General features: G+C 76.6%; 10 protein-coding genes. 2 read left to right on the top strand and 8 right to left on the bottom strand.

Going from position 1 to position 21363, the window contains the following annotated elements:
• Window positions 1-13: 13 nt before the first annotated feature.
• The 7 genes from ACFV0O_RS02765 to ACFV0O_RS02735 form a co-directional block, all read right to left on the bottom strand.
• Window positions 14-3217 carry an amino acid adenylation domain-containing protein gene (locus ACFV0O_RS02765; protein WP_380335412.1) on the bottom strand — a complete coding sequence of 1068 codons (3204 nt, stop codon included), beginning with the start codon at window positions 3215-3217 and terminating at the stop codon, window positions 14-16.
• Window positions 3214-4215 carry a 2,3-diaminopropionate biosynthesis protein SbnB gene (gene sbnB, locus ACFV0O_RS02760; RefSeq protein ID WP_380335410.1) on the bottom strand — a complete coding sequence of 334 codons (1002 nt, stop codon included), beginning with the start codon at window positions 4213-4215 and terminating at the stop codon, window positions 3214-3216. The genes ACFV0O_RS02765 and sbnB overlap by 4 nt, the downstream gene beginning before the upstream one ends.
• Window positions 4209-5204, bottom strand: a complete 996-nt coding sequence (gene sbnA, locus ACFV0O_RS02755; protein ID WP_360263967.1) for a 2,3-diaminopropionate biosynthesis protein SbnA — start codon at window positions 5202-5204, stop codon at window positions 4209-4211. Before sbnA ends, sbnB begins: the two co-directional genes overlap by 7 nt.
• A gap of 202 nt (window positions 5205-5406) precedes the next feature.
• The gene (locus ACFV0O_RS02750; protein ID WP_380335407.1) at window positions 5407-6789 is read right to left on the bottom strand and encodes an MFS transporter; all 1383 of its coding nucleotides are present in this window, start codon (window positions 6787-6789) and stop codon (window positions 5407-5409) included.
• On the bottom strand, window positions 6786-13568 hold the full coding sequence (locus ACFV0O_RS02745) for an amino acid adenylation domain-containing protein (protein WP_380335404.1): 6783 nt from the start codon (window positions 13566-13568) through the stop codon (window positions 6786-6788). The genes ACFV0O_RS02750 and ACFV0O_RS02745 overlap by 4 nt, the downstream gene beginning before the upstream one ends.
• Window positions 13565-15418: an amino acid adenylation domain-containing protein gene (locus ACFV0O_RS02740; RefSeq protein WP_380335401.1), complete on the bottom strand. Its 1854-nt coding sequence runs from the start codon at window positions 15416-15418 to the stop codon at window positions 13565-13567. Before ACFV0O_RS02740 ends, ACFV0O_RS02745 begins: the two co-directional genes overlap by 4 nt.
• Window positions 15415-15636, bottom strand: coding sequence for an MbtH family NRPS accessory protein (locus ACFV0O_RS02735; RefSeq protein ID WP_360263942.1), 222 nt, complete (start codon window positions 15634-15636; stop codon window positions 15415-15417). Before ACFV0O_RS02735 ends, ACFV0O_RS02740 begins: the two co-directional genes overlap by 4 nt.
• A gap of 202 nt (window positions 15637-15838) precedes the next feature.
• Between ACFV0O_RS02735 and ectB the strand changes: the two genes are divergently transcribed.
• Window positions 15839-17140 carry a diaminobutyrate--2-oxoglutarate transaminase gene (gene ectB, locus ACFV0O_RS02730; protein WP_380335397.1) on the top strand — a complete coding sequence of 434 codons (1302 nt, stop codon included), beginning with the start codon at window positions 15839-15841 and terminating at the stop codon, window positions 17138-17140.
• Window positions 17137-18075, top strand: coding sequence for an ornithine carbamoyltransferase (locus tag ACFV0O_RS02725; RefSeq protein WP_380335394.1), 939 nt, complete (start codon window positions 17137-17139; stop codon window positions 18073-18075). The genes ectB and ACFV0O_RS02725 overlap by 4 nt, the downstream gene beginning before the upstream one ends.
• A gap of 90 nt (window positions 18076-18165) precedes the next feature.
• Here ACFV0O_RS02725 and ACFV0O_RS02720 read toward each other — a convergent pair whose 3' ends face one another.
• Entirely contained in the window at window positions 18166-21180 is a 3015-nt protein-coding gene (locus ACFV0O_RS02720; protein ID WP_380335391.1) for an AAA family ATPase, read from the bottom strand.
• Window positions 21181-21363 lie beyond the last annotated feature (183 nt).

Here is a 21363-nt window from a genome sequence, read left to right as displayed (position 1 = left end):
CGGCCGTCGGGGGTCAGCCGAGCCGTTCCACGGGGAGCCCGGGCCGCTCGGCGGCGGCCGCGACGAACCCGGTGAACGCGCCGGCCAGGTCACGGGCCGCGGCGTCGCCGAGCAGGCCCTGCGGGTAGTGCAGCCGGCCGTCCAGGGCGGCGCCGTTCTCGCGCAGGTCGACCAGCACGTCGAAGGGGTGGCCGCCCTGGCCGTGGTCGTACGGTTCGGCGGTGGTCCCGGGGAGGTCGACCCGGCCGGCGAGCGGGCCGAGGAGCTGGAACCCGGCCTGGGCGACGGGGTTGCGGCTCGGGTCGCGCGGCGGCCGCAGCGCCGTCACCACGCGGTCGAACGGCAGGCCCTGGTGGCGGTAGGCGGCGAGCGCGGTGGCCCTGGTGCGGGCGAGCACCTGGGTGAAGGGCTCGCGCCGCCCCACCGGGGTGCGCAGCGCCAGGGTGTTGACGAACAGGCCCACCAGGTCGGCGAGTTCGGCCATCGGCCGGTTGGCGGTGAAGGTGGCGACGACCAGGTCCTCCGTTCCGCAGGCCCCGGCGAGCACCGCCGAGAAGCAGGAGAGCAGGGCCATGAACGGGGTGGCGCCGGCCTCGCCCGCGGTCCGGTTCAGGGCGGTGGTGACCGCGGCGGGCAGGGTGAAGTCGACGACGGCGTCCCGCCGTCCGCGCAGCGGTGGCCGCGGGCCGCCGGGCAGCTCCAGGGCCGGCAGCGGCGCGCGGAGGTGACGCAGCCAGTGGTCGAGGTCGTCCTCGGTGCGGTCGGCCGCGCCGGCCCCGCTGCGCTGCCAGGCCGCGTAGTCCGGGTAGTCGACGGGCAGGGCCGGCAGCCGGGGCGCGCGGCCGGCGCGCGCGGCCCGGTAGCCCTCGGACAGGTCGCGCCAGAACACGCCCATCGACCAGTCGTCGGCGACGATGTGGTGGACCACGGCGAGCAGGACGTGGTGGTCCGGTTCCAGGGTCAGCAGGACCAGGCGCAGCAGCGGGCCGCGGTCCAGGGCGAACGGCCGCTCCACCTGCGCCCGGACGGCGCGGCGGGCCGCCTCCTCGCGTCCGTCGGGCGGCGTGCCGGTGAGGTCCACCACCTCCGGGGCGGTCGGCGGGTCCGGGTGGACCACCTGGTGGGGCACCCCGCGGCGGGCCTCGAAGGTGGTGCGCAGGGCGGCGTGCCGGCGGACGGTCGCCCGCAGGGCCTCGTGCAGCGCGGCGGGGTCGACCGGGCCGCGCAGCCGGTGCGCGTCGTACATGGTGTACTCGGTGCTGCCCGGGGTGAGCCGGTCGAGGAACCAGAGCCGGTGCTGCTCGGAGGAGAGCGGTACCGGTCCGGGCGGGCGCGGCGGGACGGTCCGGAGGTCCTGCGGTGCGGGGGCCGGGCCGGCCGCGTCGAGCAGCGCGGCCAGGTCCTCGACGGTGGGGCGGGCGAGCAGGTCGGCGGGGGAGGGCGCGGCGCCGGTGCGCGCCCGCAGCCGGGAGCAGATCCGGGTGGCGATCAGTGACTGGCCGCCGAGGTCGAGGAAGCGGTCCCGGACGCCGATCGGGGCCACGCCGAGGGCCTGCTCCCAGATGCCGACCAGGGTCCGTTCGGTCGGGGTGCGCGGCGCCAGGTAGGCGGTGGCGAGCTCCGGGCGGCCGTCGTCCGGGGCGGGCAGCGCCTTGCGGTCGGTCTTGCCGCTCGCGGTGAGCGGGAGTTCGGCGAGCCGGACCCAGGCGGTGGGGATCATGTAGTCGGGGAGCAGCTCGCCGAGGTGCTTGCGCAGGTCGGGCAGGTCGGGCACGTCCGGGACGGCGCCGACCAGGTAGCCGACCAGCCGGCTGCCGCCGGTGGCGGCCGGGTGCGCCGCCACCACGGCGGCGTGCACCTGCGGGTGGGCGGCCAACGCGGTCTCGACGTCGCCGAGTTCGATCCGCAGGCCGCGGATCTTCACCTGGTGGTCGAGCCGGCCCAGGTACTCGATCCGGCCGTCGACGCGCCGGCGCGCGAGGTCGCCGGTGCGGTAGAGCCGGGCGCCGGGCGGGCCGTGCGGGTCGGGCCGGAAGGCGGCGGCGGTAGCCCCGGGCCGGCCGAGGTAGCCCCGGGCCAGCTGGACGCCGGCCAGGCAGAGTTCGCCCGGGGTGCCCGGCGGGGCGGGCACCCCGTCGGGGTCGAGCACGTAGGCCCGGGTGTTGGCGACCGCCCGGCCGATGGTGACCGGGGCCCCGGGCAGGCACCGCTCGGCGGTGACGTCCACCGCCGCCTCGGTGGGCCCGTACAGGTTGAACAGCTCGCAGTCGAGGAGCTGGTGCACCTCGCGGACGAGGTCGGGGCCGAGCGCCTCGCCGCTGCACACGATCCGGCGCAGCGCGGGCAGGACGGGCGGCCCGCCGTGGTCGCGGCGGGCCCGCAGGTCGGCGAGGAACTCCCGCAGCATCGAGGGGACGAAGTGCACGGTGTCGACCCGCTGTCCGGTCAGGACCTCGTACAGGTAGGCCGGGTCGCGGTGCCCACCGGGGCGGGCCAGGACGAGCGTCGCGCCGACCGCGAGCGGGCCGAAGAACTCCCAGACCGACACGTCGAAGGTCGCGGGCGTCTTCTGCAGCACCCGGCTGCCGCCGGTGAGCCCGCAGTCGTCGCGCATCCACAGCAGCCGGTTGACCACCCCCCGGTGCGGCACCAGCACGCCCTTGGGGCGGCCGGTCGAACCGGAGGTGAAGATGGCGTAGGCCGGGTTGTCCGGGTCCGCCGCCGGGGCCGGGTCGTGGGCGGGCCACCCGGGTTCGTCGTCGGGGACGACCGGCCGCACCCCGGCGTGCTCGGCGGCGGCCGCCGCCGCGGCGTCGGTGACCAGCAGGGCCGCGCCGCTCTCCGCGAGGACGGCCGCGGTGCGCAGCGGCGGGTGTTCGGGGTCGAGCGGCACGTACCCGGCACCGGACTTGAGGACCCCGAGGAGGGCCACCACCAGGTCGGTGCCGCGCTCCAGGCGGACACCGACCAGGGACTCCGGCCCCGCCCCGGCCGCCCGCAGCCGGTGGGCCAGCCGGTTGGCCCGCGCGTTGAGCCCCGCGTAGTCCAGCTCGACGCCGTCGCAGACCAGCGCGACCGCGTCGGGGGTGCGCCGGGCCTGCCGCTCGAACAGCTGGTGGACGCACCGGTCCAGCGGGTACGGCCGGTCGGGGCCGGTCGCGTCCGCCAGGTACCGGCGCAGCTCCACCGGAGCGGGGACGGCGGACCGGGCGGTCACGGGGCGCCGCCGGGGAGGAAGTCGGTGAGCCGGGTGCCGAGGTCCTCGGCCTCGGCGCGGCGGCGCACCAGGTCGGCCACCGCGAGGTCGAGGATGCCGAGGCCGAACGGCGAGAAGACCGTGGTGCGCCGCGGGTCGCGCCGGTGCGGGCCGCCGGCGGAGAGCAGGCCGCCGATCGTGTCGATGATGAACTCCCGGTCGCCGGTGCGCTGTTCGGCCAGGTGCAGCGAGGTCGCGGCACGGCACACGTGGTCCGGGTCGTCCACCACGTTGACGGCGGACAGCACCGACTCCACCGTGAGGTCGCGCAGGGACACGTGCAGGACCAGCGTGCCGGGACGGCAGGGCGCGGTGTCCAGGTGCGGGGTGCCGGCGGTGGTGGCCAGGGCGACCAGCGGGTGCGCGGCCAGCGCGTCCTCGGGCCGGTCCACCACCGAGGTCTTCAGGCCGGGCTGCTCCCGCGCGCAGCGCCCGGCGAACTCCTCGGCGCGGGCGCGGTCCCGGTCGTACAGGGTGACGGTGTCCAGGTCCGGCAGGACGACCCGCAGGAAGCGGAGCACCTCGAAGTTGATCACGCCGCAGCCGATCAGCCCGGCCCCGGTGTCGGGCCGATCGCCGGGGAGGGCGGCGGCGGCCAGCGCCGCGCTCGCGGCGGTGCGCCGGGCCGAGACGAGGGAGGCCTCGATCAGCGCCTCGGGGTGCCCGGTGCGCATCGAGTTGAGGATCAGCGCGGCCGAGGCGCGTTCCAGGCCCAGGGCGAGGTTGCCCGGGAAGGAGGAGATCCACTTCATGCCGGCCACCGGCTGCTCGCCGCCCAGGTAGGCGGGCAGGCCGATGATCCGGTTGCGTTCGTCGTCGGGGAAGCGCAGGAACACCGAGTGCGGGACGGCGCTGTCGCCCCGCGCGTGCCGGACGTAGGCGTCGCGGACGGCCGCGAGCACCTCCTGCTCCCGGTCGTCGAGTGCCCGTCGTACGTCGCGTGCGCCCAGGATCAGCATGCTCCCACCTCCACGGAGGGTTCCTTCCACAGGTCGGCGGCCTCGCCGAAGTGCGCGGCCGCCCAGTCGTCGTCGTAGATCGTGTCGAGGTAGCGCTCGCCCCGGTCGGGCAGGATCACCGCACAGACGGACCCGGGCGGGATCCGGGGCCGGAGCCGGTCCAGGGCGCTGAGCACCGCGCCGGAGGACCCGCCGGCCAGGATCGCCTCGCGGTGGGCGAGCCGGCGGCAGCCGACCAGGCAGTCCAGGTCGTCGACGTGCACCACCTCGTCGGCCAGGTCCGCGCCGTACAGTGCGGGGCGCACCGAGGCGCCGTGACCGGGGATCAGCCGGGGCCCGGCGGGCCCGCCGAAGATCACGCTGCCGATGGCGTCCACGGCCACGATCCGGGTCGGGAGGGCGAGGTCGCGCACGTACTCGGCGCACCCGCGCAGGGTCCCGCAGGAGCTGGCGGCGCACACCAGGTAGTCGACCCGGCCGTTCAGCTCGTCGACGATCTCCCGCATGGTCTGCCGATGCGCCCGGGCGTTCAGCGGATTGGCGTACTGATCCGGGCAGTACGCGAACGGGATGCCGGCGACCAGCTCCCGCACCCGGCGCAGCCGCACCGGCAGGTACTCGCCGGTGCCCGCGTCGGGCTCGGTCACCACCTCCACCTCGGCGCCCAGGGCCCGCATCACGGCGATGTTCTGCTGGTTGGTCCGGGCGTCCACCACGCAGACGAAGCGCAGTCCGAAGTACCGGCACACCTGGGCCAGGCCGATCCCGAGGTTGCCGGAACTCGACTCCACCACCACGGACTTGCCGGGGGTGAGCGTGCCGGAGCGGATCCGGTCGACCAGCATGCTGAGCGCGGCGCGGTCCTTGATGCTGCCGCCGGGGTTGTGCGACTCCAGCTTCGCGTAGGTGCGGAACGCGCTGTCCGGGAAGACCCGGGTGAGTTCGACCAGCGGAGTGGCGCCGACGGTGGACAGCACACCGGCGGGCATCCCGCCGGCGGCACCGGACGGGGGCGCGGTCACCGGACGCCCGGGCCCGCGTCGAGGCCGGCGCCGGCGGGGGCCCCGGCCGGCACGCCCGCCGGGCGCGCGGCGAGCGGACGGGGCGGGGACGTCGGTGGGGTACGGGTCATGGTGGGACTCCTCGTGGTCGCGTCGGGGTGGGGCGGCGGACGCCCTGGGCCGGACAGCCCTAGGCGGTGGGCGGTTCCGTCCGGGTGGGGTGGGCCGGGTCGGCCGCGGGGTGGCCGTCGGGCCCGGTCGGGGCCTGGCGGACCGCCTTGCTGAGGGTCACCGCGCAGGCCAGCAGGACCATCCAGACGGCGAGCACCGTCAGGGCCGTCCCGGTGCCGTACCACTGGAGCAGCAGGCCGCCGGCGAGCGAGCCGAGCGGCAGCGCTCCGCCGGACAGCACGCCGCCGGCGCCGGAGACCCGCCCCTGCAGGTGGTCCGGGGTGGTGGAGAGCTGCCGGGTGGCGACGGCGACGTTCCAGATCGGGCCGACGAACCACATCAGCGCGTAGAGCGCGCCGGTCAGGTAGAGGTTCCCGGCGAGGACCAGGCCGACGGCCAGCAGCGCCCAGGCCCAGTTGGCGCCGATCACCACGGCCCGCAGCGGCAGGTGCCGGCGGCACCAGGAGGCGGCGGTGGAGCCGAGCACGCCGCCCGCCCCCGCGACCCCCAGCAGGACGCCGATCCCGGTGGGCGAGGCGCCGCGTTCCCCGGCGAGCACCACGACGATCAGGAACAGGGCCCGGAAGAGCAGGTTGCTGCCGGCGACGGCGAGGGCGGCGACGCGCAGGAACGGCTGGTGCCACAGCCAGGCGAACCCGGCGGCGAGTTCGGCGAGCGGTTTCGGCTTCGGCTGCTGCCCGGCGGTGTCGGCGCTCCCCCCGGTCCCGTCGGCTGCGGCGGGTGCGGTGACTCCGGCGGTTGCGGCGGGTGCGGCCTGGAAGTCCTTGCGGATCATCAGGAGCGTCACCACGGACACCGCGTAGCTGATCGCGTCCAGCAGGAACGGCAGCGCCCGAGCCAGTCCGAAGAGCGCGCCGCCCAGCGGGGTGCCGAGGGTGATCGCCGCCCGTTCGCGGGCCTCGTTGCGCGCCAGCGCCTCGGACAGCCGGTGCCCGGGCACCAGGTGCGGCACGGCGACGTGGGAGGCCAGCTCGTGGCAGACCGTCAGGGTGCCCTCGACGAAGCCGACCAGCAGGATCTGCGTCAGGGTCAGCCGGTCGAGGGCCAGCGCGAGGACGATGCTGACCGCGCCGGCCCCCCGGACGGCGTCGCACCAGATCATCAGGCGCTTGCGGTCCACCCGGTCCACCAGCGCCCCGGCCGGCACCGGGAAGAGCAGCAGCGGCAGCAGGGCGGTGAAACCGGCGAACCCCGCGTCGGCGGCCGAGCCGGTGAGGGCCAGGACCAGCAGCGGGTAGGCGACCGTGGCGGCCGTCGACCCCAGCATCGACAGCGCCGATCCGCTCCACAGCAGGACGAAGTCCCGGTTGCGGTGCAGGGGCTGGTCGGCCACCACCTCCCGCTCGTCCCCCTCGGGCCGCCCGGGTCGGGTGGCGGTCACCGGGCACCTCCCCGGCGGGCGCGCCGGGCGCCGAGCAGCGGCAGCGCGGCGACCGCTGCGGCCTCCGGGTAGCCGGGCAGCGCGGCGGCCAGCGCGGCCACCGTGGCGCGGTCGAAGACCGCCCGGACCGGGACGTCCCGGCCGGTCGACTCGCGCAGGCGCAGGGCGATCCGGGTGGCCAGGACGGAGTGTCCGCCGAGCGTGAAGAAGTTGTCGTGCACGCCGATCCGGGCGTGGCCGAGGATCTCGCGCCAGGCGGCCGCGACGGCCCGCTCGATCTCGTCCCGCGGTTCGACGAACTCCTTCTCCGCCGAGCCGAGTCCGACGCTCGGGAGGTTGCGCCGGTCGACCTTGCCGGAGGGGGTCAGGGGCAGTGCGTCGAGGACCGCGAAGGCGGCCGGGACCATGTAGTCGGGCAGGGTCGTCAGCAGGTGGTCGCGCAGCGCGCCGTGCTCGGGCACCACGGTGCCGGGCACCGGCTCCAGGTGGGCGACCAGTTCGACCTCGCCGGTCGGGAGGGTCACCGGCTGGACCACCGCCGCCCGCACCTCCGGGCGGGCGAGCAGCGCCGCCTCGATCTCGCCGGGCTCGATCCGGTGGCCGCGGATCTTCACCTGGTGGTCGGCCCGGCCGAGGAGTTCCAGACTGCCGTCCGGTCGTCTGCGGCCGAGGTCGCCGGTGCGGTACATCCGGACGCCGGGGGTGGCGCCGTACGGGTCGGGGACGAAGGCGCCGGCGGTGGTGCCGGGCCGTCCGAGGTAGCCCCGGGCCAGGCCCGAGCCGCCCAGGTGGATCTCGCCCACCACGCCGTCCGGGGCCGGTTCGAGGCGGCCGTCCAGGACGTACAGCCGGGTGTTGGCGAGGACGGACCAGCGGGGTTCGCCGGGCTCCGCCGCCGGCCGGGTGACGGTGGCCCAGACGGTGGTCTCGGTGGGGCCGTAGAGGTCCCGGACCCGGGCGCCGCCGGCGGTGAGCCGGCCGAGGAGGTCGGCCGGGAGCCGTTCGCCGCCGCTGAGCACCAGCAGGCCGGCGGGGGCGCTCCAGCCGCCGTCCAGCAGCATCCGCAGGGTGACCGGGGTGGCCTGGACGACGGCCGGGCCGGTCCGGTCGAGCAGTTCGGCCATCCGCAGCGGGTCCCTGGCCTCCTCGGTGTCGGCCAGCACCACGGTGGCGCCGGCGAGCAGCGGGAGGTACAGCTCCAGGACGGAGGGGTCGAAGGAGACCGTGGTCAGCGCGGCCACGGCCGTGCCGGGCCGCAGCGGCACCTGGTCCGCCATGGCGGTCAGGAAGCCCGCGAGGCCGCCGTGGGTCACCATGACGCCCTTGGGCCGGCCGGTGGAGCCGGAGGTGTGGATGACGTAGGCCAGCGCCGCCGGGTCGGCGGGGAGCGCGGGCGCGGTGTCGGGGCGGGCGGCGATCTCCGCCCGGTGGGCGTCGGTCAGCACCAGCCGGCGGCCGCCGGCCCGGCCGTCCCCGGCGAGCCGGGCGGAGCGCGCGGTGTCGGTGACGACCACCGGACTGGCGCAGTCGTCGAACAGGTAGCGGATCCGGTCCTCGGGCAGCGCGGGGTCGACCGGCAGGTAGGCCGCGCCGGAACCGAGCACGCCCAGTACGGCCGTCAGCAGGTCGGGGCCGCGGTCCAGGAGCAGGCCGACCACGGTGCCCGGGCCGACGCCCAGCGCCCGCAGGTGGTGGGCCAGCCGGTTGGCGCGCGAGCGCAGGCCGGCGTAGTCGATCCGCTCCGCGCCGCAGACCAGCGCGACCGCGTCGGGCGTGCGGTCGGCCTGGCGGTGGAACAGGTCGAGGACCGTCGGGCCGTCCTGGGTCCCGGTGACGGCCGGACCGGCCGGGAGGAGGGCGCTGCGGTCGGCCGGGGGGAGCGTGACGGCCCGCGGATCCGCCGTCGGGTCGGCCACCAGCCCGGCCAGCACGTGGCGGTAGGTCCGGGCGAGCAGCGCCAGCTCCCCGGCGCCGATCCGGTCCGCGGCCGCCTCCAGGACGAGTGCGCCGGGCTCGGTGGACACCGAGAGGCCGAACTCGTTCGGGGTCCGGTCCTCGACGTCGTCCGGCTCGATGCCCTCGTCCGCCAGGACGTGCATGTCGGTGTGGTTGAAGAACACGTCCACCAGCGGCGTGTCCTGGCCCCACGCGCGCTGCATCGCGGGCAGCGGGTGGTGCCGGTGCGGCCAGAGCGCGGTCTCCTCGGCGAAGACGGACCGCGCCAGGTCGGGCCAGCCGGCCGCGTTCAGGACCACCGGGAACGGCACGGTGTTGAGGAACATGCCGCGCACCCGGTCGCCGTCGGCGGTCTCGGGGCGGGCGTTGCAGACCAGCCCGGAGGTGAACGCGGCCGGGCCGTCGGTGCCGCCGCCGAACAGGCCCAGCACGGTCAGGTGGGCGGCGAACAGCACGCTCTTCAGCGGGACCCCGGCCTCGGTGGCCAGCGCGCGCAGGCCCGGGAGGAGGTCCGCGAAGCCCACCCGGGCGACCCGGTGGACGGCGCCGTCCGCGTCGTCGGCGCGGTGCCGCTCCGGGGCCGACCAGCCCTCGGGCACGCGCCACGGGGCGTGCCGCGCCACCCGCCCGCGCCAGAACTCCCGGTCCTCGGCCGACGCCAGGGAGTGGCGCTCCAGCGCGATCGTGTCGGCGAACCGGGTGGCCGGCGGGGCCGGCGGCGCGGGGTCGCGGCCGTCGCGCAGCGCCCGGTAGTAGCCGAGCAGTTCGGGCACCAGGGAGTTCTGGCTCCAGCCGTCGAGGATGGCGTGCGCGTAGACGACGGTCAGCCGCCACTGCCGGTCGTCCAGCCGGTGCGCGACCAGCCGCAGCAGTGGCGGCGCGGCCAGGTCGAAGGCGGTGGACTGCTCGCGCGTCGTGGCGGCGGCCAGTTCGGCCCGGACCCGCTCGGGGGTGAGCCCGCGCAGGTCGTGGACGGCCACCGGGACGCCCGCCTGCGCGTGCACCAGCTGGAGCGGCTCGCCGTAGCCGGACAGGTCGACGGAGGTCCGCAGGATCTCGTGCCGCGCGGCCAGCAGGTCGGCCGCGGCGCGCAGCGCGGTGGCGGAGAACCCGTCGTCCTCGCGCACCGGGTAGCTCAGGACGTTGACGTACATGCCCCGGGCCGCGCCGGCCAGCATCTCGTACGCCATCCCGGCCTGCACCTGGGACAACGGGTACGCGTCCGTCAGGCCGTCCGGCAGCGCGTCGCGGTCGGCCGGGTCGAGCAGGTCGAAGGGCGCGGTGGCGGCGGCCGGGCGGCTCGCGCCGCGCGGGGCGACGGCCTCGGCGAGCCGGGCCACGCTCCGGTGCCGGAAGACGTCCTGGACGGAGACGTCGAGGCCCTGCTCGCGCAGCCGGCCGACGGCGCGGATGGCGCGGATGGAGTCGCCGCCGAGGTCGAAGAAGGTGTCGTGCACGCCGACGCGGTCCAGTTCCAGGGCCGCGCCCCACGCCCGGGCGATCACCTGCTCGACGGGCGTGCGCGGGGGGACGTACCCGGTGGCGGCCTGCGGCACCGGATCGGGCAGGGCCGCCCGGTCGAGCTTGCCGTTCGGTGTCACGGGCAGCCGGACCAGGCTGGTCCAGGCGGTGGGGACCATGTGCTCGGGCAGCGAGCGCCGCAGGTGGTCCTGCAGCGCGGCGGGGGCCGGGGCGGCGGCGGGGTCGGCCGGGACGACGTGCGCCGCCAGCCGCAGGCCGCCGGGCGGGCCGTACAGCGCGGCGACGGCGTCGGCGACCAGCGGGTGGGTGCGCAGCGCGGACTCGATCTCGCCGAGCTCGACCCGGTGCCCGTGCAGCTTCACCTGGTGGTCGCCGCGGCCCTGGTAGGTGAGGGTGCCGTCGGGGTTGCGCCGGGCGAGGTCGCCGGTCAGGTACAGCCGTCCGCCGGGGTTGCCCGGGTCCGGGTCGGGGACGAAGCGTTCGGCCGTCAGGGCCGGGCGGTTCAGGTAGCCGCGGGCGAGCTGGACGCCGGCCAGGCACAGCCGGCCGGGGACGTCGACGGGCACCGGGGCGAGGTCGTCGTCCAGGACGTGGACGCGGGTGTTGGCGATCGCCGTGCCGATGGTGACGCGCTCGCCGGGGCGGCACGGGCCGGCGGTGACGTCGATGGCGGCCTCGGTCGGGCCGTACAGGTTGTGGAGTTCGGCGCCGCCGGTCACGGCGTGGCGGTGGCAGGCCTCGGCCAGGTCGTCGGGCAGGGCCTCGCCGCTGCACAGGACGAGCCGCAGCCCGGCGGCGGGGGTGCCGGGGGCGGCCTCCGGGGTGCCGGCGGCGCTCGCCGGGGTGCCGGCCGGGGCGTCGGCGGGGACGGTGGCGAGGAAGGCGCGGAGCATCGCGGGCACGAAGTGCAGGGCGGTGACGCCCTGGTCGGCGATGGTCCGGGCCAGGTACGCCGGGTCGCGGTGGCCGTCCGGCCGGGCCATCACCAGGGTCGCGCCGGTGATCAGCGGCCAGAACAGCTCCCAGACGGAGACGTCGAAGCTGTACGGGGTCTTCTGCAGCACCCGGTCGGCCTCGGTGAGGCGGTAGGCGTCCTGCATCCAGCGCAGCCGGTTCACGATGCCCCGGTGGGTGGTGACCACGCCCTTGGGGCGGCCGGTGGAGCCGGAGGTGTAGATGACGTAGGCGGGGTGCAGCGGGTCCACCGCGGGGTCCGTGCCGTCCGGGCCGTCCGCGTCGTCCGGGCCGTCCGGGCCGTCCTGGGCGTCCGCGGGATCGCCGGGCCGGCCGCCGTCCGGCAGCAGCACCCGGGCCCGGTGCGGCGGCAGCGCGGCGGCCAGCTCGGCGGTGGTGAGCACGACCGGGGCGGCGGAGTCCGTGAGCATGTGGGCCAGCCGCTCGGCGGGGTAGCCGGGGTCGAGCGGCAGGTAGGCGCCGCCGGCCTTGAGTACGGCCAGCAGTGCCACCGGCAGCTCCAGCCCCCGGTGCAGGCAGACGGCGACGATGCTCTCCGGGCCGACGCCGAGGGCCCGCAGCCGGCGGGCCAACGCGTCGGCGCGCGAGCACAGTTCGCGGTAGTCGAGGTGCTCGTCCTCGAAACGCACGGCGACGGCCGTCGGGGTGCGCCGGGCCTGCCGGTCGACCAGCCGGTGCAGGACCTCGCCCTCGGGGTGGCGCACGTCGGTCTCGTTCCACCGTTCCAGCCGGGCGCGTTCCTCCGGCGAGAACAGGGCGGCTCCGGTCACGACCGCCCCCGGGTCCCGGGTGACCGCGTCCAGCAGTGCGGTGAAGTGCTCGGCCAGGACCGCCGCACGCTCCGGGGTGAACAGCGCGGTGGCGTACTCGACCACGCCGGACAGCGAGCCGTCAGGCTGTTCGGTGAGGTGCAGCGTCAGGTCGAACTTGGCGCTGTGCCAGGGCGTGGCGTACGGGGTGGCGCGCAGCCCGGCGCCGCCGAACTCCGTGCCGGCGCCCGCCCCGTTGTACACGAACATCACCTGGAACAGCGGGTTGCGGGAGAGGTCGCGTTCGGCGGCGAGCTCGTCGACCAGCCGCTCGAACGGCACGTCCTGGTGCGCGAACGCGCCCAGGGCCGTCTCCCGGACGCGGCCGACGGCCTCCTCGAAGGTCGGTGCCCCGGACAGGTCGGTGCGCAGCACCAGCGTGTCGACGAAGAAGCCGAGCAGGTCCCGGGTCTCCGGCCGGGTGCGTCCGGCCGCCGGGGCGCCGACGGTGACGTCGTCCCGGCCGGCGTGCCGGGCGAGCAGCAGCTTGAAGGCGGCCAGCAGCAGCACGAACGGGGTCGCGCCGCGGGTCCGCCCCCAGGCGGTCAGGGCGTTCACCGTCGCGGCCGGCACGGTGAACGGCAGGATCGCGCCGGCCGGGTCGAAGACCGGCGGCCGGGGCAGGTCGGCCGGCAGCTCCAGGGCGGTGGACCCGGCCAGCTTCCGCCGCCAGTAGTCGAGCCGGTCGGTGGTCGCGGAGGCGGCGTGGGCCTCCCGCTGCCAGTGGGCCCAGTCCGCGTACTGCACCGCCGGGGGTGCCGACGGGCTCGGCCGGCCCTCGGCGAACGCCGGGTAGAGGGCGCCGAGTTCGTCGGCGAGCACGGCGGTCGAGGAGCCGTCGAAGGCGATGTGGTGGAAGGCCAGGACCAGGACGTGGTGGTCGTCGCCGAGGCGGACCAGCCGGGCCCGCATCGGTGTGCCCACCGCGAGGTCGAAGGGTGTGCGGGCCAGTCCTTCGACCAGGGCGCCGAGCCGGTCCTGCGCGTGGTCCGCGGGCAGTGCGGTGAGGTCCAGCAGCTCGAACTCCGGCGCGGCCTCGGCCAGCGGCAGCTGCCGCGGCTCGCCGTCGACCTCCAGGTAGCGGGTCCGCAGCACCTCGTGGCGGGCCGACACCTCGGCCAGCGCCCGGCGCAGCGCCGTGACGTCCAGCGGGCCGCGCAGCTCCCAGCCGACCGGTAGCACGTACTCGGCGGTGCCGGGGCGCAGCCGGTCCAGCAGCCACAGCCGCTGCTGGGCGAAGGACAGCGGGAGCGGCCGGTCGCGCGGCACCCGCGCGATGACGGCCTCGGCGGAGACCGAGGCGGCGGTGGTGGTGGCGGGGGAGCCGGCCGGCCGGGCCGATCCGCGCAGCAGGCTGTCCAGCAGCGCCCGCCGTCGCTCGGCCGCGTCGGCCGAAGCCAGCGCACCTGCCGGTGCCGCCGAAGCCGGCGCACCTGCCGGTGCCGCCGAAGCCGGCGCACCTGCCGGTGCCGCCGAGGCCGGCGCACCTGCCGGGTGCCCCGGACCCGGCGGGCCCGTCGGCTCGGCCGGGGAGGGTTCGGTCAGCGGACTGTTCATGGCTCACGCACCTGCGACAACATCGACTCCACCTCTGCATCGGATAGTTGCGCGACCCGCTCGGCGAGCGCCTGGTGCACCCGTTCGGCGAGCAGCGCCGGGGTCGGCGCGTCGAACACCGCGCTCACCGGCAGCTCGACGGGGAAGCGCTCGCCGAGCAGGGCGATGACCTCGGTGGCCAGCAGCGAGTGCCCGCCGAGTTCGAAGAAGTCGTCGTGCACGCCGATCGTGGCGACCGCGAGCAGGTCGGCCCAGACCTCGACGACGGCCTGTTCGACCGGCGTGCGCGGGGCGGCGGCCGGGGCGTCCGCCGGGTCGGCCCCGGGGGTGGGGAGCGCGGTCCGGTCCACCTTGCCGTTGGGGTTCAGCGGGAGTTCGGCGAGCCGGACCCACGCGGTCGGGACGAGGTACTCCGGCAGCCGCTCCCGCAGGTACTCCCGCAGCGGCGGGCCCGGCCGGTCGAGCGTGTCCGACACCACGTAGCCGACCAGCTGCTTGTCCCCGGCCGGGGTCGGCCGTACCGCGGCCACGGCCGCCCGGATCTGCGGGTGGTTGCTCAACGCGGCCTCGACCTCGCCGAGTTCCACCCGGTGACCGTTGATCTTGACCTGCTGGTCGCGCCGCCCGTGGAAGTGCAGTACGCCGTCCCGGTCCCGGGTGACGAGGTCCCCGGTGCGGTAGAGCCGGGCGCCGGGCACCGTCCCGTACGGGTCGGGGACGAAGCGCTCGGCGGTGAGCGCCGGGCGCCCGAGGTAGCCGCGGGCCACCCCCGGCCCGCCGACCAGCAGTTCGCCGGGCTCGCCGTCCGGCACCCGCGTGACGCCGTCCTCGTCCACCACGTACGTGGTGGTCCGGGTGATCGCCCGGCCGATCGGGATGCTGCCCCGGGTCTCGTCCAGGGTGACGCCGCGCCGCGCGCAGCAGAACGTGGTGCACTCGGTCGGCCCGTAGCCGTTGACCACCTCCACGCCCTGCTCCACCAGCATCCGCACCTCGGCCGGCGGCGCCACGTCCCCGGCCACCAGCACCTGGCGCACCGTCGCCAGCGCGCCGGGCCGGGTGCGCACGACGTGCTGGAACAGGCCGGTGCTCAGCAGGGCCACGGTGACGCCGTGCCGGCGCACCGCCTGCTCGACCGCCGCCGCCGTCGGGGTCCCCGGCGGCAGCACGGCCAGACGCCCGCCGTTGCACAGCGCGCCCCACACCTCGAAGGTCGACAGGTCGAAGGACAGCGGGGCGAGCATCAGCACCACCTGCCCCGGGTCGAGGTCCGCGTAGTCGGCCTCGTGCACCAGGCGCATGATGTTGCGGTGGGTGACCGCGACGCCCTTCGGGCGGCCGGTGGAGCCCGAGGTGTACATCACGTAGGCCAGGTCGTCCGGTCGGGCCGCCGACGGGGGAGCCGTCGTGGGCAGGCCCGCCGCGGCCGACCACTGCGGCTCGATCGCCACCGGCTCCAGGCCGGTGGCGGCGAACCGGTCGGCGAGCTCCGGCTCGACCAGCAGCAGCCGGGCACCGGAGTCGGCGACCATGAAGGCGAGCCGCTCGGCCGGGTACTCCGGATCCAGCGGCAGGTAGTGGCCGCCCGCCTTGAGCACGGCCAGCAGCGCGGTCACCACCTCCGGGCTGCGCCGGGCGCACACCGCGACCGGCACGTCCGGCCGGACGCCGCGGGCCCGCAGCAGATGGGCCAACCGGTTCGCCCCGGCGTCCAGTTCGGCGTAGCTCAACCGCCGGTCGGCGAACTCCAGGGCGGTCGCGTCCGGCGTGCCCGACACCCGTCCCGCGAACCACTCGTGCACGCACCGGTCGGGCAGCGGTGCGTCGGCGCGGCCAGCCACGGTGCTCATGCCGGCCGGGTCTCCTGCTCCATGCGCCGACGCAGGCTGAGCGGACGCATGTCCGTCCAGACGCTGTCGATGTGGTCCAGGCACTCCTGCTTGGCGCCCTCCTTGCCCTCGCGGTGCCAGCCCAGCGGAAGCTCCCGGTCCGCCAGCCAGATCGAGTACTGCTCCTCGTCGTTGCGGACCACCAGGTACGTGCGCGGGTCGGTGCTCTCGTCGGCCATTCCGCTCTCCTCTCCAGGGCCGGCGCCGTCCTGCCGGCGCCGCGACAGGAAGACTCGCCCGGCGCGGGCCGGGTGCGTCAGGGAAGAAGCGGCCGAGAATCCGGCAGCCCCGCTGCCCGCAGGACTGCTCGTCCTTCTCTACTGCGGGCGCGCGCCCGACGGGGAGGCTGGCCGGACCCCGACGCGTCGGAAAGGACCAGGAATGACCGTCGAACGGACCGTGCAAGCCGGGCCCGGAGGGCTTCCGGCCCCCGGCGACCACGCGCTCTTCGAGACCATGGAGGCCGATGTCCGGCTCTACTGCCGGAAGTTCCCGGTCGTCTTCGAACGGGCCAAGGGCGCGGAGCTGTACGCCGAGGACGGCCGGGCCTTCCTGGACTTCTTCTGCGGCGCCGGCGCCCTCAACTACGGCCACAACCCCGACCACGTCAAGGACCGGCTGACCGCCTACCTCGCCGCCGACGGCGTCAGCCACGGCCTGGACATGTTCACCGTCGCCAAGCGGGAGTTCCTGGCCCGGATGGACGAGGTGCTGCTGCGCCCGCGCGGCCTCGACCACAAGGTCCAGTTCACCGGGCCGACCGGTACCGACGCGGTGGAGGCCGCCCTCAAACTGGCCCGCAAGGCCACCGGGCGCCGCGGGCTGGTCGCCTTCACCGGCGGCTTCCACGGCATGTCGCAGGGCTCGCTGGCGGTCACCGGCAGCCGGCGGGCCCGGCGGGCCGGCGGCGTCCCCGCCCAGGACGTCACCTTCGTCCCGTACGAGGACGGCCCGCACGGCGCGTTCGACTCGATCGACTACCTGGAGCGGCTGCTCGCCGACCCGTCCTCCGGAACGGACCTCCCGGCGGCCGTGATCGTCGAGCCGCTCCAGATGGAGGGCGGCGTCTACCCGGCCTCGGTGCACTGGCTGCGCCGGCTGCGGGAACTGACGGACCGGCACGGGATCCTGCTGATCGCCGACGAGATCCAGTCCGGCTGCGGACGGACCGGTACCTTCTTCGCCTTCGAGCCGTCCGGCATCGTCCCGGACCTGATCACCCTCTCCAAGTCGATCGGCGGGTACGGCCTGCCGCTCTCCCTGGTGCTGCTGCGGCGGGACCTCGACTGCTGGGAGCCGGGCGAGCACACCGGGACCTTCCGCGGCAACCAGCTCGCCTTCGTCGCGGCCACGGCGGCCTGGGACTACTGGGAGCGCCCGGAGTTCCACGACGCGCTGGCCGACTCCGCCGAGCGGCTGCGCGAGTTCGGCGAGACCGTCGCCGCCAAGGTGCCCGGCGTCACGGCGCGCGGCCGGGGCATGGTGCTCGGCCTCGACCTCGGACGGGCCGGCGGCCCCGAGCGGGCGGAGCGCGTCCAGCGGTACTGCTTCGAGCACGGGCTGATCGTCGAACTCGCGGGCCGCCACGACGAGGTGGTGAAGCTGCTCCCGCCGCTGGTGATCGACCGGGCCGGGCTGGAGCGCGGCCTCGCGGTCGTGCTCGACGCGGTGGTGGCCGGATGAGCGCCGCGACCGGCCGCCGGCACCTGATCTCGATCGACGACCTCACCGACGCCGAGCTGTACGAACTGGTCCGCCGGGGCGCCGAGTTCGCCGCCGGCAAGGCCGAGGACGCGCGCCCGCTGCACGACCGCGTGGTCGGCATCCTCTTCCGCAGGACCTCGACCAGGACCAGGACGGCCTTCTCGGCCGGCGCCCTCAGGCTCGGCGGCCGGATCATCGGCTACGGCCCCGACGACCTCCAGGAGAACACCGGCGAGACCGTCGAGGACACCGCCCGGGTGCTGTCCGGGATGCTCGACGTCCTCGTCGCCCGGACGTCCGGGCCCGAGGCGGAGATGCGGGCGATGGCCGACCAGCGGCGGATGGCGGTGATCAACGCGATGAGCGCCGAGGAGCACCCGACCCAGGCGCTCGCCGACCTCACCACCCTGCAGGGCCACTTCGGCCGGGTCGACGGGCTGCGCGTGCTCTACGCGGGCGAGGGCAACAACACCGCCTCCGCGCTGACCCTCGCCCTGTCCCGCTACCCCGGCACCGAACTCCACCTGCGCACCCCGCCCGGCTACGGCGTCCACCCCCGCTACGTGGAACCGGCGACCGCCGAGGCCGCCCGCCGGGGCGGTCGGGTCGAGCAACGGCACGACATGGCCGACCTGCCCGAGGTCGACGTCGTCTACACCACCCGCTGGCAGACCACCGGCACCAGCAAGCCCGACCCGGACTGGCGCTCGGTGTTCGAGCCCTTCCGGGTCGACGACGCCGTCCTGGCCGCGAGCCGCGCCCCGGTCTTCCTGCACGACCTGCCCGCCCACCGGGGGGAGGAGGTCACCGCCGAGGTGCTCGACGGCCCGCGCAGCCTGGCCTTCCGGCAGGCCGAGAACAAGTACCACAGCGCCCGGGCCGTCCTGGAGTGGTGCACGGGCGAGAACGGCTGAGCAGGCCGGGCCGGGGGCGGCGGTCACGGTGCCGTACGAGGGTCACCGGGCCGGGGGCGGCGCGACGGTCACCGGGCCGCGCGCCGCCGGTCACGGCCGGCGGCGGTCCGGGGCGAGCTCCGCCGCCAGCCGGCAGAGCGCCGCCCGGTCCGGCGTCCCGGTCTTCTGGACCAGGCTCGCCAGGTGCTTCTCCACCGTGCGGGGCGAGATCGACAGCCGCCGGGCGAGGTCCTGGTTGCCGGGCCGGTCCACGAGCAGCGCCAGCACCTCGTACTCGCGCGGGGTGACCCCCCGCTCCCGCAGCGCGGCGGGGATCCGCTCCCGTCCGATGCGGCGCTGCCCGACGCTCGCGCCGGCCTGCCGGAGCAGCGCCCGGCAGGCACCCGCGACGGACGGGACGTCCAGGCCGTGGAAGTACTCCTCGGCGCTCCGCAGCCAGCTCACCGGGTCGCCCCAGCCGTCGGCCAGCGCGGCCTCGGAGACCAGCCGCAGGCCCAGCCGGTGGGCGGTCGGGAAGAGGTCGGCGCCCGGCGCGAGGTCCTCGACCAGCGCGGCCGCCTCCTCGCCCCGGCCGCTCCGGCCGAGCAGCACCGCCCGGGCCAGGCACAGGAAGCGGCCGTTCCACGCCAGTTCCGCACCCGGGGCGGCGGCCAGGGCCGCGTACTCCTCCCACCCCGCCCGGTCGGCCAGCACGGCGAGCAGCGGATCCAGGCCGTACCGGCCGGACAGGTAGAAGACGTTCGGGTGCCGGGCCTCCCACTCGGCGGTGGCGGCGAGTTCGGCCTCGGCGCCCGCCCGGTCCTCCTCCAGCAGCGCGCAGACCGCCCGGCACAGCCCGAGCGCCACCGGGGTCAGCACCGACCCCATGCCGCCGGCCTGCCGGAACAGCTCCAGCTCGCGCTCCATCTCCCGGCGGCGGCCGCGGTGGGCGGCGAGCGTCGCCGAGGTCAGCCGCAGGTAGCGGTGGGTGGCCAGGTTGCCCATTCGCAGGCTGGTGTCCAGCCACCGCTCGACGATCGCCCCGGCCGTCACCGGGTCGCCGCGCAGCACCGCGTTCATCGCCAGCAGGCTCTCCGTGTGCTGGGTGCGCGCGATCGAGCCCAGCTCCCGGGCGGCCTCCCCGGCCTGCTCCAGCCGGCGGGCGTCGCCGGTGCGCAGGAAGGCGTTGGCGCCCAGCCGGAGCAGCGCCTCGAACCGCCAGGTGGGCAGGCCGTGGGTCTCGGCGACGGCCAGCATCCGCTCCAGGCACGCGTCGGCCGCGTCGAAGCCGCGCTCTCGCGCGAGCAGGGCGAGCAGCTGCAGCGCCTGGCAGGCCAGGACGGGCGGCCCGGTGCGCTCCGCCGCCTCGGCCGTCTCCCGCGCGATCCGCTCGGCGTCGTCCACCCGGTCCTGCCGGCCGGGCAGCAGCGCCAGGTGGCCCTCGACCACGGCCAGCGCGGCGGTCTGCTCCGGCGGCGCCCCGTCGCCCAGCAGCGCCCGGGCCGCCGCGACCTGGGCGACGGTGTCGGAGCCCCGCTCGGCCACCACGGCCGCCCAGGCCAGCCGGGTGCGCAGGGCGACCTCGCGCTCGGGGCTCAGCGCCGCCGCGCAGCCCGTCGGCAGGGCGTCGGCCAGGGCGAGGGCGTGGTCCAGCCGGCCGGCCTCGACCAGCGCGTACCCCAGCGACTCGGTGACGGCCGTCCGGTCCGCCGGCGCCGCCAGCTCCGAGGCCCGCTCCAGGAGCCGGACGGCCGACGCGGAGGCGCCGTCGGCCAGCGCCCGCCGGCCCGCCTCGGCGTAGAGCAGCGCCGCACCGGGGTGGTCGCCGGCCGTGACGAGCAGCTGGGCGACCAGCTGACCCTGGTCGACCGAGTAGGGCGGACCGGCCTTGCGCAGCGCGGCGGCGGCCCGGCGGGCGAGCGCGGCCCGCTCCGCCGGGGCGACGCTCTCCAGCACCGCCTGCGCGGCGATGGCGTGGCGGAAGCCGTACCCCTCGGGCGTGCCGGGGTCGGGCGCGATGAAGCCCGCCTCGGCGGCGGCGCGCAGGTGGGCGAACAGGCGCGGGTCGTCGTCGCCGGTGACGAGCTGGAGGGTGTCGGCGGAGAACCGGGGACCGAGGGTCGCCGCCAGCAGCAGCAACTCCCGGACGGGCGTGGCCAGTCGGCCGAGACGGTGGCCGCAGCCGTGGACCACGCTGGCCGGCACGGTCGCGGCGAGGTCGCCGGTCACCCGCCAGCGGTCGCCGTCCTGGCGCAGGGTGTCCGAGCCGACCAGCTCGGCCAGCAACTCCTCGGCCAGGTACGGGTTCCCGCCGCTGCGCCCGCCCAGCCACCCGACCAGGGCGGGCGGCACCGCGCCGACCGGCACGCCCAGGCAGCCCGCGGTCAGCGCTCCGACCTCGGCGGTGGTCAGCGGCGGCAGCGAGGCGACCGACGCGACCCGGCGCCGCTCGGCCGCGCGCACCAGGTCCAGCGCGTCGCCGGACTCCGGCCGCAGGGTCGCGACCAGCAGCACCGGCACCCGGTCGAGGTGGTCGACCAGGTACTCCAGCACGCCGACGGTCTCGGCGTCCGCGTCGTGCAGGTCCTCCAGGGCCAGCACGCAGCCCGGCGCGCGGCCGGAGCCCGGACCGGGCCCACCGCCCGACGCGCCGCCCGACCTGTCGTCCGACCCGCTGTCCGACCCGCCGTCCGGCACGGGGTCGGAGACCCGGCCGACGACCGCGAGCAGGCGCAGCAGTGCCTCGGCGAGCTCCACCACGCTCTCGGCGTGGCCGGGCACCGCCGCGGACCGCCACTCGGGAACCACCCTGGCCAGGGCCGGCCGGTAGGGGATCAGCTCCGGGTCCCCGGGCGGCCCGCCAGCGTGGAAGCACGAGTAGAGCGCCTCGACCAGCGGGCGGAACGGCGTGTCCGCCCCGGTCGTGCTGCTGCGCCCGCGCAGCACCGGCAGTCCGGCCGCGAGGGCCCGGTCGGCGCAGTCGTCGACCAGCCGGGACTTGCCGATGCCGCCTTCGCCGACCAGGAACACCGAACACCCGACGCCGTCCTGAAGGCGGGTCAGGGCTCTTCGGAGCAGGGAGGTCTCGGCCGCCCGGCCGACGGTCACCGGTGATGTGGTGGGCATGGGCGGCAGGTTATTGGCTGGCCGCGGGCTCCGGTAGAGCGGAATCGGGCATTCACCGCCCCGATCGACCGGACCGTCCTCCCGGATCGGGCCGGCCCCGGGGCGGGGGACCCCCCGGCCCCGGCGACGCCCACGGGGTTGTAAAACTCCGGCCGGGGTCCCCCGGAGCCACGAGCCGGGCCC

The organism is Kitasatospora sp. NPDC059577 (assembly GCF_042735475.1).
Classification (GTDB): domain Bacteria; phylum Actinomycetota; class Actinomycetes; order Streptomycetales; family Streptomycetaceae; genus Kitasatospora.
Note: the sequence above shows the minus strand (reverse complement) of the source record. Positions and strands in the feature narration are given on the sequence as shown.